A 12,393-nucleotide genomic window follows, 5' to 3' on the forward strand; every position below is an offset into this window, starting at 1 on the left:
GCTGGTCCGAAAAAAAGCGAAAGAAGATCAGGTCTGCGGCCATGTCGCCGGGTCCCACAACTGCTGCGGATGCTCCACCAGCACATCGGCCTGCCAGCGCGATGGTGCATCGTCATGTAAACGATAGCCCCACAGCACCGCCACCGACGGCATGCCGGCCGCGCGCGCTGCAACAATGTCGCGTTCGTCATCGCCAACATAGACGCACTGCGCAGGCGCCACAGCGATGCGTTCGGCGGCGGTCAGCAGCGGCAACGGATGCGGCTTGCGCTCGGGCAGGCTGTCGCCACCGATCAACACGGCGCAGCGCTGCTGCCACCCAAGTTGCGGCAGGATCAGACGCGCAAGGTATTCGGGCTTGTTGGTCACCACGCCCCAGCTGCAGCCGGCATCGTCCAGCTGCGACAGCAGCGCCTCGATACCATCGAACAGCTGCGACTGCGTGCCGATCAAGCCTTCATAACGCTGCAGGAATTCCGGCACCAGGGCCGTGCGCGCACCGGCATCGAGCTCGGCAAACGCAACGCCCAGCATGGCACGCGCCCCTTTCGACACCACCGGACGCAACTGCTCCAACGCCAGCGGCGCACGCTCACGCGCCGCCAGCATCGCGTTGACGGTCGCCAGCATGTCCGGCGCGCTGTCCAGCAAGGTGCCATCCAGATCGAACAACACCGCGCGCGGAAGGCTCACAGGACCACCGCCATCACGCGGCGATCCGCAACCGGACCTGCGCCGGGATCCATCAAGATCCCTGCCGACCGCCGTTGCGACTCCCGGCTCCCAACTCGCGACTGCCTGCCCGTCACGGCTTTACCGCATACGCCAGGTAATTGACCTCGGTGCGCGAAGACAGCCGCGCGCGGTTGCGCCACGGTTCGTAGAGCATGCCGCTGACGTCGTCCAGTTGCAGCTCGGCATTGCGCAACCAGGCCGCCAGCTCTGCCGGCTTGATGAAATCCTTGTAGTGATGGGTGCCCTTGGGCAGCAGCCGCGCGATGTATTCGGCGCCCACCACCGCCAGCGCGAACGCGGCCGGGGTGCGGTTGAGCGTGGACAGGAACAGCTTGCCGCCCGGCTTGAGCAGGCTGGCGCAGGCGCGGATGATCGCGGTCGGGTCCGGCACGTGTTCGAGCATTTCCATGCAGGTCACCGCATCGAAGCTGCCCGGCTGTTCGGCCGCCAGGTCTTCCACCGACTGCACGCGATAGTCCACCTGCACGCCCGATTCCAGGCTGTGCAGGCGCGCCACCTTGACCAGCTCCGGCGCCAGATCGATCGCGGTGACCTGCGCGCCCAGGCGTGCCATCGACTCGCTGAGCAGGCCGCCGCCGCACCCCACATCGAGCACGCGCGCGCCGGCCAGCTGCTGGCGTGCGGACACGTACTGCAGACGCACCGGGTTGAGCGCATGCAGCGGCTTCTGCGGGCCGTCGGCGTCCCACCAGCGGTTGGCCAGTGCGGCAAACTTGTCCAGTTCGGCCTGGTGGAAGTTGGTGGAACTGGAGTGGGTCGTGGGATTCATGCGGAACTCCGGGATGCGATGACGCGCGCTCAGGCGCGGACGGTGCGGATGCGGTCGCGCCATTGCCGCGCGTTGGCGACGAGGGCCGCGGTATCCATGTCGATCAGCTCGCGCTGCACCAGCTTGGGCTTGCCGGCGATCCACACATCGGTGACCTGATGCCGGCCGGCTGCGTAGATCAGCTGCGACAACACATGATGCAGCGGCTGGGTTTCCAGTGCGGCAAGATCCACGCAGACCAGGTCGGCCTGCTTGCCGACTTCGATCGAGCCGATCCTGTCGCCGAAGCCCAACGCACGCGCACCGCCCAGCGTGGCCGCGCGTAGCGTGGTTGCCGCGTCCAGGGCGGTGGCATCGTTGGCCACCGCCTTGGCCAGGATGGCGGCGGTTCGATTCTCGCTGAACATGTCCAGGTCGTTGTTGCTGGCGCAGCCGTCGGTGCCGATGGCCAGGTTCACGCCTGCACGCTGCAGCGCGCAAGCCGGACAAAACCCCGAAGCCAGCTTGAGGTTGGATTCCGGGCAATGCACCACGCTGACGCCACGCTCGGCGCACAGGTGGATTTCGGCATCGGTGAGCTGGGTCATGTGCACGGCGATCAGGCGGTCGTTGACCAGGCCAAGCCGGTCCAGGCGCGCCAGCGGGCGCTGCCCGTACTGCGTGATCGAGTCGGCCACTTCCTGCGCGGTTTCATGCGTATGCAGGTGCACCGGCATGTCCAGCTGGTCGGCCAGCATGCGCACGCGTTCGAAATTGGCATCGTTCACCGTGTACGGCGCATGCGGCGCGAACGCGGTGCTGATCAACGGATCGTCGCGCCACTGGTCGTGCAACTCGCCGGCACGCGCGAAATACTCATCGTCCGACGACGCCCACGCGGTGGGGAAATCGATGATCACCGCACCGACCAGTGCGCGGAACCCGTGCTGCTTGTAGACCGCTGCCTGCACATCGGCAAAGAAGTAGTTTTCGTTGACGCAGGTGGTGCCGCCGCGCAGCATCTCGGCGATCGCCAGCGTGGTGCCGTCGGCGACGAACTCCGGCCCGATCACCGCCGCCTCCACCGGCCAGATGTGCTGCTGCAGCCACACCATCAACGGCAGGTCGTCGGCGACGCCGCGCAGCAGCGTCATCGGGTTGTGCGTATGCGCGTTGACCAGGCCCGGCATCAGCGCCGCGTCCGGGCGCGACACGGTCTGGGCCGGCGCAAAGCGCGCGCGTGCCTGCGCAGTCGGCAGGATCGCCACGATCACGCCGCCGCGCACGGCCACGGCATGATCTTCGAGGACCACCGCATGCGGTTCGATCGGCACCACGTAGCCGGCTTCGATCAGCAGGTCGCACGGTTCTGGGGGAGCATTGGTCATGAGCGGATCCATAGAAGGTTAGTTGCCGAACGGCCAGCTGGCATCGCCGCCGGAGGTCGCCACATAGCGTGTTCCGTCGTAGCGCAGCAGCTGCCGTGCGCGACGCGTGCGTTCGGCATCGGGGCCGCCGCCGGTCACGCTCTCGAGGGTGCGGATGTTTGCGGTCAGGACGATGTCCGCATAGCCGGCATGTGACTGCGGTGCCATCGCCAGGGCCAGCTCGGCACTTTCGGTGATCACCCCGCCCTGCCCCGGACTGCAGGGTTCGCCCTTGACGCGCTGCCAGAGCGACAGATCGCGTTGCAGCACCGGGCGCAGCGTGCGTCCGTCGCGGACCAGCAGGGTCAGTGCATCCTCGCTGCGGAAATCCGGGCAACTGGGTCCACGCGCGACGCTGTGTACGACCACGCCGATCGCGCGCGTCCCGGGCGCCACGTCGTAGCGCGCGGTATCCAGACGCAGGCTGTCGGCATCGAGCTCGAAGGCGGCGTCTTCGCCCAGGGCCTGCGTATAGCCGGCCAGCACCTTGCCGCTGGCGGCGTCCAGCAGGGCAACGCGCAATTGCAGTTCACGCTCGCCTGGCGCGGCGGCATCGGCGGCAAACGCGATGGCCGCCAGCCGGATCGTCGCATCGTAGGGCCAGAGCTTGCAGGTCTGCGCCACCACGCGATCGTCCGGCGCCGTAGTGACGGCGCCGTCGAATACGTCGGCCTGCGCCACCGCTGTAATGCTGCGTGCATCGCAGGTTGCGGCGGCCGCGTGGGCAAGCGCCGGGCAGGCGGCCAGCGCGGCGCACAACACGCCGCCCACGAGCCACGGGACACTGGCACCGCGTCGCGCTCGCTCCAGCCAGTGTCCGGCGCGCATGCGGTTACTTGACGCGCGCGGAGTATTCGCCCGAGCGGGTGTCGACCTTGATCACTTCGTCCTGGTTGACGAACAGCGGCACGCGCACCACGGCACCGGTTTCCAGCGTGGCCGGCTTGCCGCCGCCGCCGGAGGTATCGCCACGCACGCCCGGGTCGGTCTCGGTGATCTTGAGCTCGACGAAGTTCGGCGGCTGGACCCAGATCGGCGCGCCGTTCCACAGCGTCACGATGCAGTCTTCCTCGCCCTTGAGCCACTTCTCGGCGCCGCCCATGCCGGCCTTGTCCGCCTGCACCTGCTCGAAGGATTCCGGGTCCATGAAGTGCCAGTACTCGCCATCGCTGTACAGGTAGCGCATGTCGGTGTCGACCACGTCGGCCACTTCCACGTCGTCGGTCGCCTTCATGGTCATTTCGACCACGCGCCCGGACTTGATGAAGCGGTACTTCATTCGGGTGAAGGCCTGGCCCTTGCCCGGCTTGACGTACTCGGTCTCGGTGATGACCGCCGGTTCGTTATTGACCAGGATCTTCATGCCGTTCTTGACATCGTTCATGCCAACAGTGGCCATGGTGCAGCTCCTCGATAAGACCACGACCCGCCACTCTGGGGCGGGTCGGATTAGAATGGGGCGCCCGCCATCACCGGCGGGCATTGGTTTTGTGACCGCACATGATAACCGCAGCCCCCCTCGCCTTGCAGCCGTCTCCGCTCCCCGTCCTGCAGCCGCCGCGCTGGCAACAGCAGTGGCGCGACGCCGTGCGCGACCCGCGCGCCCTGCTGGCGCTGCTGGGCCTGGAGGCGCAGGCCACCGGCATCAGCGATGAAGCGGCGGCGCAGTTCCCGCTGCGGGTGCCGCACGCGTTCGTGGCCCGGATGCGGCCTGGCGACCTCAACGACCCGCTGCTGCGCCAGGTGCTGCCGCTGGATGCGGAGATGCAGCCTGTTCCCGGCTTCGGCCTGGATGCGGTCGGCGATGCGGCTGCAAAAACCGCCGCCGGGGTGATCCAGAAATACCGCGGACGTGCCTTGCTGATCGCCACCGGCAGTTGCGCGGTGCACTGCCGCTACTGCTTCCGTCGCCACTTCCCGTATGCAGACGAAACCGCCGCCCGCGACGGCTGGCGCGCGGCCGTTGCCGCGATCGCGTCCGACCCGGGCATCGACGAAGTGCTGCTCTCCGGTGGCGACCCGCTGTCGCTGGCCACGCCCAAGCTGGTCGAACTGACCGACGCCCTGGCCGCGATCCCGCACCTCAAGCGCCTGCGTATCCACAGCCGCCTGCCGGTGGTGCTGCCCGAACGCGTGGATGCAGCGCTGCTGGCCTGGCTGCGCAGCCTGCCGTGGCCGGTGGCGTTCGTGATCCATGCCAACCACGCCAACGAATTCGACGCCGCGGTGGACGCTGCCGTGCATGCCCTGCGCGGCGCCGGCGCGCAGGTGCTCAATCAGGCCGTGCTGCTGCGCGGCGTCAACGACAGCGTGGACGCGCTGGCCGCCCTGAGCGAGCGCAGCTTTGCGGCCGGTGTGCTGCCGTACTACCTGCACCAGCTCGACCGCGTGGCCGGCGTGGCGCATTTCGAAGTCGACGACACCCGCGCACGCGCCCTGCATGCATCACTGGCCACGCGCCTGTCCGGCTACCTGGTCCCGCGCCTGGTGCGAGAAATCCCCGGCGACACCGGCAAGCGCCCGCTGTAACCAATGTCGCCGCCACACAGGACCCGTAGGAGCGCACCCGGGCGCGACGAAGCCTTCCCTGATAACGCCTCGATTGCCTGGTAAAGCCCCGTCGCGCCCGGGTGCGCTCCTACGCTGATCACCCCGCCGCGATCAGCTTGACCATGTCCGCCGGGCTCAGCGGGCGGCTGAACCAGTAGCCCTGCCCCAGGTCGCAGCCGCGCTCGCGCAGCAGGTTGAACTGCGCTTCCTGCTCGATGCCTTCGGCGACCACGGTGATCCCCAGCGAATGGGCCATGTTGATGATCGCGGTGGTCAGCGCCAGATCGTCCGGGTCGCGCTGCAGGTCGGCGATGAAACTCTTGTCGATCTTGACCCCGTCCACCGGTACCTGGCGCAGGTGGCTCAGGCCGGAGAAACCGGTACCGAAGTCGTCCAGCCACACTTTCACGCCGGTGCGGTGCAGCTGGTCGAGCAGGCTGGCCGCCATCATCTCGTCGCCGATCACCGCGGTCTCGGTGAGCTCCAGATGCAATCGGGCAGCCGGCAACCCGGACTCGGCCAGGCACTCGGCCACGGTGTCGATCAGCGCACCGCTGCGCAACTGCCGCGGCGAGACGTTGACCGAAATGAACAGCCCATCGCCCACCATCGGCCACTGCGCCGCCTCCAGGCAGGCCGCGCGCAGGACCTTGGGGCCGATCACCTCGATCAACCCGCTCTGCTCGGCGATGTCGATGAAGGTGGACGGCGCGATCGTGCCCAGCGCCGGATGCTGCCAGCGCAGCAGCACCTCCACGCCCACCAGCACGCGGTCGCTGGTGCGGTAGATCGGCTGGTACACCAGCCGTAGTTCGTCGCGCTCCCACGCACCGCGCAGCTCGTGCTCCATATGCACGCGGCGTTCGACCGCATGGTCGGCGGCACGGCTGTAGAACCGGTGGCAATTCTTGCCGGCGACCTTGGCCTGGTACATCGCGATGTCGCCGTTCTTGAGCAGCGCGGTGGCATCGTTGGCATCGTCGGGGAACAGCGTGATGCCGATCGAGGTGCCCAGGAACACTTCGCGCCCCTGCACGTTCAACGGGCGGCTCAATTCGTGCACCAGGCGGTCCGCCAGCTGCGCGGCCAGCAAGCTGACATCGCCGCTCTGCAGCAGGATCACGAACTCGTCGCCGCCAAAGCGCGCCAGAATCGCGTCGTCGCCCCCCAGCGCGCAGACCGCGCGACTGATGCGGCTGGCGAACTGCAGCAAGGCTTCGTCGCCGGCCTCGTGGCCCAGGGTGTCGTTGACGCGCTTGAAGTCATCGATATCGGCAAACAGCAAGGCCAGCTTGCTGTCGGTGCTGCGCGCGGTATTGAGCAGATGGTCCAGCCCCTCGCGGAAACCCAGCCGGTTGGTCAGCCCGGTCAGCGCGTCGGTGTAGGCCATGTGGCGCACCTCGCGATCGTGCCGGGCAATGCTCTCGCTCATGCGGCCGAACGCAGAGATCAGCTCGCCGATCTCGTCGTTGCGCGGGTGCGGCGGCAGCTGCACGGCATAGTCGCCGCGCTCGATCTGCCGCGCCGCCGCCGCCAGCAGCCGCACCGGCGCCACCAGCGTGCGCTGCACGTAGATCGCCAGCAGCACGCCCAACCCCACCAGCGCAGCCAGCAGCACCAGCAGCCAACCTAGATCGCGCTTGCCGATCGCATTGAGGTTTTCGACCAGGGTCAGGTTGGCGCCGGACTCGATCCTGCGCACACGCTCGCGCGACATGCCCACGCGCACCCCGCCGATGCGCTGATCGCCGATCTTGATCGGTACCGTGACCTCCAGCACCTCGGGCGAGGACTGCAGCAGCATCGCCCGTGCGTTGACCGCCTTGGCCGCCAGCGGGTCGGTCATGGCCTGGCCATAGCGCTGCAGGGTGGGCGTGCCGTCATGCACCAGCCGGCCGCGGCGGTCGAACACCAGCACGTAGCTGACCACCTGCTGGCGCGCGGCATTGCGCACCAGCGCGCCCACGGCACCCAGGTCGGAGTAGTACAGCGGGTTGGCCAGGCCGGAGGCCAGCTCGGTGGCCAGCGTCTCGCCACGGGTGCGCAGGCTGCGGTCGAACAGCTCATGCAGGATCTGCGCGCTCAAGCCCCGCACCTCGCGCTGCATGGCGCTCTGGCGTTGCAGCAGCGAGGCCAGGATCGCGCCGACCAGCAGCAGGGTCAGCGCCATGACCAACAGGAAACGTGCCTGCAACCCGAAGCGCACCTGACTCATTCCATCTCATCCCTGACGTGTTGCAGGCCCGCGCTCAATGCGTCCAGACGCCGGCGGCTCTGCCCATCCACAGGATGAAATGCGCTGGTGCCGAAGAACCGCTTGAGCGCCGGCCCGGCCTTCGGGTCGGAGGCGGCCTGTAATAGCACGATGCGCAGGCGGCGCTCCACCGCCGGGTCCATGCCGGTGCGCACCATCTCCACCGCGCGCGGCACCGGCGCACTGCGGTAGACGATGCGGAAGTCGCGCCGGAATACCGGGGGCAGATGCCGCTCGTCGTCCCAATCGAGATTGCTGAACGCCCCGGCATCGACCAGCCGCTTGTGCACGAACGCGGCGATGTTCAATTTCGAGCCGACCATCAGATAGCCGACCGAGCCCAGCACCTGGGTGTCGTCCGGCGACAGCAGCACATCGCAGGCAAGACCGTTGCGCATCAGCTCCAGCATCGGCACCAGATATCCACTGGTGGACGAGGCGTTCTGCAAGGCCAGGGTGTGCCCACGCAGTTGCCCGAGCGACTGGATCGGGCTGTCGCGGCGCACGAAGAACACCGTGTGGAACTCGCGCACGCCGCCGCGCTCGGTCATCAGCAGCGGATGCGCGCTGCCGCGCCGCTCCAGCAACATTGCCGCACCGGTGGTCTCGCTGACCCAGTCGACCCGGCCGCGCCGCAGATAGCTGGACATCTGCCGCGCATCCGGTGCCATCAGGATCTCGCCGCGGCGGATGCCGACCTCGCGCATGCGCGGCACCACATAGTCCAGCAGCGGCTTGAGTTGATCGTAATGCGTAGCCGGATCATCGCTGATCCGCCCTAGCACCAGGACCGGGGAAGGCGCTGCCGCAGCGGTTACGGCCAAGCCTGCGCCGGCGATCAGCCAGCAGGCACTCAGACACCATCGTAGACCGCGCAAAACCGACACTCCCCTAGAGCCGCGGACAGCCTAGCCGAATCTTCAAAGATGTGACAGACGTCAGTTTCCGGCGCGCCTTGCCAACATGGCCATGCGCTGCGCGTCCGACAGGATGCCGCGGATCAGACGCACCTCCTGCTCGGTCATCTCCGCACGCAGCAGCAGCCGTCGCAGCTTGCGCATCGCCGACTCCGGCGCACGCCCCTTGTGGAAGTCGATCTCGTCCAGCGTGTCGCCCAGCTGGCCGAACATGCCTTCCAGCTGCGCATGACTGGCCGGGCCGTCGCGCAGCCCGGCAGCGGCCGCAGCGACCGGTTCGGCCTCACCGGAGGCCAGCTGCGCCAACCGCACTTCGTAGGCCAGCACCTGCACCGCCGCGGCCAGATTGAGCGAACTGAACTGCGGGTCGGACGGGATATGCACGGCGGCATGGCAGAGCTGCAATTCGTCGTTGGTCAGGCCGGTACGCTCGCGGCCGAACACGAACGCCACTTCGGCCGGCTCGCCGGCCTTGGCCAGGGCGCGCTGCGCGCCTTCGTCGGGCAGCAGTTCTTCCAGCGCCACCCGGCGCGCACGCGCAGTGCAGCCGATGACCAGGGTGCAATCGGCCACTGCCTCGCCCAGGGTCGCGAAAATCGGCGCATCACCCAGCACGTCTTCAGCACCGGCCGAGCGCCGGTAGGCGTCTTCGTCGAGCGCACGTTCCGGCGCCACCAGCACCAGGCGCGTCACACCCATCGTTTTCATCGCACGTGCGGCGGCGCCGATGTTGCCTGGATGCTGGGTACCGACAAGAACAAAACGGATGCGCTGAGTGACGGACATGAACGGAGATTGGGGAGCGATTCGGTCGTAGATGGTAAACTGCGCGGCCGGCTTTGGCGCCGGACCGCTCTTTTACCTTCGTCATCGTCCATTCTGCCTTCACGGGAGCTTTAACCATGCAGAAACCCGCCGTCACCGTCATGGTCAAAGCCGCCCGCCTCGCCGGCAATGTGCTGTTGCGCGGTATCAACAAGCTCGATGCACTCAACGTGGTGCAGAAAGGCCGCATGGACTACGCCAGCGAAGTCGATGCCGATGCCGAGAAGGTCATCATCAAGGAACTCAAGCGCGGCTACCCCGAGTACGCCGTGTTCGGCGAGGAAGGCGGCGTGCAGGGCGGCAAGAGTGGCCGCTACACCTGGGTGATCGACCCGCTCGACGGCACCAGCAATTACCTGCGCGGCTTTCCGCATTACTGCGTGTCGATCGCGCTGGTGGAAAATGGCGAACCCACCGATGCGGTGATCTTCGACCCGCTGCGCAATGAGCTGTTCACTGCCAGCCGTGGCGCCGGCGCGGTGCTCAACGACCGCCGCATCCGCATCGCCGAGCGCAAGGATCTGGAAGGTGCCATGGTCCACACCGGCTTCCCGCCGCGCGAGCGTGCACGCGCCAGCGCGCAGCTCAAGTGCGTGGATGCGTTGCTGGTGCAGGCCGAAGATGTGCGCCGCACCGGCTCGGCCGCGCTGGACCTGGCCTATGTGGCCTGCGGCCGTGCCGATGCCTACTTCGAAGCCGGCGTCAAAGCCTGGGACATCGCGGCCGGCGTGTTGCTGGTGCGCGAAGCCGGTGGCCGGGTCTGCGACTACAAGGGCGCCACCCCGCCGCGCATGGACAACATGGGCCCGGAAACCCAGCAGATCGTGGCCGGCAACATCAAGATCAGCGACGCGCTGCAGAAGGTCATCGTCAACACCGGCTACGCCCGCGAGTTCGACGCCAAGTTCTGATCGCTGCCGCTTCGGTTGCGGTAGGAGCGCGCTTGCGCGCGATGGAGCTTTCCACGGGAATGCCCATCGCGACCGAGGTCGCTCCTACGACATAGACCGCACAACGAAGAAGGCCGGGATCGCTCCCGGCCTTCTTGCGTTACAGCGTCAGCTCAAGACTCAGGCGATCGCGGCGTGGTAGCGGCGCTCGACTTCGTCCCAGTTGACCGCGTTGTAGAACGCGCCGATGTATTCCGGGCGACGGTTCTGGTACTTCAGGTAGTACGCGTGTTCCCACACGTCCAGGCCCAGGATCGGGGTGTTGCCCTCGAACAGCGGGCTGTCCTGGTTGGCGGTGCTTTCCACCACCAGCTTCTTGTCCGGGGTCACGCTCAACCATGCCCAACCCGAGCCAAAGCGGCTGACGGCGGCCTTGGTGAAGGCTTCCTTGAACTTCTCGAAGCCACCGATGTCCTTGTCGATCGCCTTGGCGACCTCGCCCTTGGGCTCGCCGCCACCGTTGGGCGACAGCACGGTCCAGAACAGCGAGTGGTTGGCGTGGCCGCCACCGTTGTTGCGCACCGGGCCCTGCAGGTTTTCCGGCAGGCTCTTCAGCTTGGACACCAGTTCGTCGATCGGCAGGTCCGCATACTCGGTCCCTTCCAGCGCCGCATTGACGTTGTTGATGTAGGTCTGGTGATGCTTGGTGTGATGGATTTCCATCGTCTGCGCATCGATGTTCGGTTCCAGCGCGTCGTAGGCATAAGGCAACTGCGGAAGGGTGTAAGCCATGCGTGTCTCCTGGACTTGCCGCCCGGCGAAGGCCGGGCGTTGCGGGGTAGATGGTAAGGACGGCGGCGGCGCTTACCAAGGGTGCTGGCAGGGAAACTTCATCCCATCGCATGCCGCGCGGTGTTCGCTGCACACCTTGCACCATGCCCCGGTTACTTGCGCGTGAACCGTATAGGTGCCCGGCCGCGTTCAAAGTCGACACAGTCGCGCGGCGGCATACTTGCTCTGCCGCACACATTCCCGCTTTACGGATCATCTTCATGCGCAAACCCGCTTTGCTGATCGTCGCCATCGTGCTGCTCGTTGCCGGCTTGTGGGGCATGCGCACGCTGCAGACGCCCAAGCCGCAGTTTGCCCCGCAACTCAGCGCACCCATCGCCACCGCAGCGGTTGCACGCCAGGTGCCGCGCTTGCCCGCCTTCCTGCCCACCGAAGCGATGGGCACCATCGTGCTGATCCAGCGCGGCGGTCCATTTCCGTATCCACAGGATGGCGCGGTGTTCGGCAACCGCGAACATCGCCTGCCGGAGCGCCCGCGCGGCTATTACCGCGAGTACACCGTCGACACGCCCGGCAGCGCCGACCGTGGTGCGCGCCGCATCGTCACCGGGGGCACGCCACCGCAGGCCTGGTACTACAGCGACGACCATTACCAGAGTTTCAAGGCGTTCCAGGGCCCGACACCGGAGCAGGCACCATGAGCGCAGGCGATTTCGCGCTGAACCTGTCCGACCCGCAGCAGTCGGGCGTGTATCAGGCCGACACCGACGACCTGGACACCATGGCCGCACTGGCCCGTGACGCGGGCCTGCGCATCCTGCGCGTGGACCTGGCCACCTGCAGCGACAAACGCATGCTGCTGATGCGTCTGGCAACCCAGCTGGATTTTCCCGCCAGCTTCGGCCGCAACTGGGATGCGCTGAGCGATGCCCTGCAGGACCTGGCATGGCTGCCGTCGCCACGCGGGTATGCGCTGTTGATCGACGGTGCGGACGCGCTGGCAAACGCCGCACCGAACGACCGCGATACGTTGCTGGATATCCTCGATGAAGCCGCCACGCGCTGGGCGGCGCGTGCACTGACCTTTACGGCGTTCGTCGCTCCGGCCAGCGCCTGCGGGTAGGCGTCTCACCCGGGCACGCGCGCTGATGACACCTAAGAATCACGGGACATCACTACGGCCGATCAGCCGCATCTCAGGCCGATCGCGCTCGTCGCCCATCACGCAGCGCGC

Annotated in this window: 13 protein-coding genes; 4 read left to right on the forward strand and 9 right to left on the reverse strand. The window is 67.2% G+C overall.

Annotated features, from left to right (window positions below):
• Positions 1 to 27: 27 nt before the first annotated feature.
• The 5 genes from ACCQ12_RS11185 to efp form a co-directional block, all read right to left on the reverse strand.
• Positions 28 to 693 (reverse strand): phosphoglycolate phosphatase, encoded by a 666-nt coding sequence (locus tag ACCQ12_RS11185; RefSeq protein ID WP_372381728.1) that lies wholly within the window; start codon positions 691 to 693, stop codon positions 28 to 30.
• Positions 694 to 805: 112 nt separating this feature from the next.
• Positions 806 to 1,525, reverse strand: coding sequence for a bifunctional 2-polyprenyl-6-hydroxyphenol methylase/3-demethylubiquinol 3-O-methyltransferase UbiG (gene ubiG, locus ACCQ12_RS11190; RefSeq protein ID WP_039407691.1), 720 nt, complete (start codon positions 1,523 to 1,525; stop codon positions 806 to 808).
• Between the two features lie 29 nt (positions 1,526 to 1,554).
• Positions 1,555 to 2,892, reverse strand: a complete 1,338-nt coding sequence (locus ACCQ12_RS11195) for a TRZ/ATZ family hydrolase (protein ID WP_047697848.1) — start codon at positions 2,890 to 2,892, stop codon at positions 1,555 to 1,557.
• 18 nt (positions 2,893 to 2,910) lie between these two features.
• Positions 2,911 to 3,759, reverse strand: a complete 849-nt coding sequence (locus ACCQ12_RS11200; RefSeq protein WP_372381729.1) for a PA3715 family protein — start codon at positions 3,757 to 3,759, stop codon at positions 2,911 to 2,913.
• Positions 3,760 to 3,763: 4 nt separating this feature from the next.
• Complete coding sequence (efp, locus tag ACCQ12_RS11205; protein ID WP_039407624.1) at positions 3,764 to 4,330, reverse strand: elongation factor P; 567 nt, start codon at positions 4,328 to 4,330, stop codon at positions 3,764 to 3,766.
• 101 nt (positions 4,331 to 4,431) lie between these two features.
• Between efp and epmB the strand changes: the two genes are divergently transcribed.
• Positions 4,432 to 5,460 (forward strand): EF-P beta-lysylation protein EpmB, encoded by a 1,029-nt coding sequence (epmB, locus tag ACCQ12_RS11210; RefSeq protein WP_372381730.1) that lies wholly within the window; start codon positions 4,432 to 4,434, stop codon positions 5,458 to 5,460.
• A gap of 118 nt (positions 5,461 to 5,578) precedes the next feature.
• On the opposite strand, the gene ACCQ12_RS11215 is transcribed toward epmB, so the two are convergent.
• From ACCQ12_RS11215 to ACCQ12_RS11225, 3 genes are read right to left on the reverse strand one after another with little or no spacing between them, the layout of a single operon-like run.
• Complete coding sequence (locus ACCQ12_RS11215; RefSeq protein ID WP_228334251.1) at positions 5,579 to 7,696, reverse strand: putative bifunctional diguanylate cyclase/phosphodiesterase; 2,118 nt, start codon at positions 7,694 to 7,696, stop codon at positions 5,579 to 5,581.
• Positions 7,693 to 8,622, reverse strand: coding sequence for a phosphate/phosphite/phosphonate ABC transporter substrate-binding protein (locus ACCQ12_RS11220; RefSeq protein ID WP_047697830.1), 930 nt, complete (start codon positions 8,620 to 8,622; stop codon positions 7,693 to 7,695). Before ACCQ12_RS11220 ends, ACCQ12_RS11215 begins: the two co-directional genes overlap by 4 nt.
• A gap of 51 nt (positions 8,623 to 8,673) precedes the next feature.
• Positions 8,674 to 9,438: an RNA methyltransferase gene (locus tag ACCQ12_RS11225; RefSeq protein ID WP_179455994.1), complete on the reverse strand. Its 765-nt coding sequence runs from the start codon at positions 9,436 to 9,438 to the stop codon at positions 8,674 to 8,676.
• A gap of 116 nt (positions 9,439 to 9,554) precedes the next feature.
• On the opposite strand from ACCQ12_RS11225, the gene ACCQ12_RS11230 reads away from it, so the two are divergent.
• Positions 9,555 to 10,388 carry an inositol monophosphatase family protein gene (locus tag ACCQ12_RS11230; RefSeq protein ID WP_005913068.1) on the forward strand — a complete coding sequence of 278 codons (834 nt, stop codon included), beginning with the start codon at positions 9,555 to 9,557 and terminating at the stop codon, positions 10,386 to 10,388.
• Between the two features lie 159 nt (positions 10,389 to 10,547).
• Here ACCQ12_RS11230 and ACCQ12_RS11235 read toward each other — a convergent pair whose 3' ends face one another.
• Positions 10,548 to 11,159: a superoxide dismutase gene (locus ACCQ12_RS11235; protein ID WP_039407641.1), complete on the reverse strand. Its 612-nt coding sequence runs from the start codon at positions 11,157 to 11,159 to the stop codon at positions 10,548 to 10,550.
• Positions 11,160 to 11,419: 260 nt separating this feature from the next.
• Here ACCQ12_RS11235 and ACCQ12_RS11240 point away from each other — a divergent pair, with 260 nt between their 5' ends.
• Together ACCQ12_RS11240 and ACCQ12_RS11245 are read left to right on the forward strand one after the other, a co-directional pair.
• On the forward strand, positions 11,420 to 11,860 hold the full coding sequence (locus ACCQ12_RS11240) for a ribonuclease (RefSeq protein WP_104579640.1): 441 nt from the start codon (positions 11,420 to 11,422) through the stop codon (positions 11,858 to 11,860).
• A complete protein-coding gene (locus tag ACCQ12_RS11245; RefSeq protein ID WP_039407647.1) occupies positions 11,857 to 12,282 on the forward strand; it encodes a barstar family protein in 426 nt (141 codons plus the stop codon). Before ACCQ12_RS11240 ends, ACCQ12_RS11245 begins: the two co-directional genes overlap by 4 nt.
• Positions 12,283 to 12,393 lie beyond the last annotated feature (111 nt).

It is taken from the genome of Xanthomonas sp. NCPPB 1068 (assembly GCF_041479385.2).
Lineage (GTDB): Bacteria > Pseudomonadota > Gammaproteobacteria > Xanthomonadales > Xanthomonadaceae > Xanthomonas > Xanthomonas cannabis.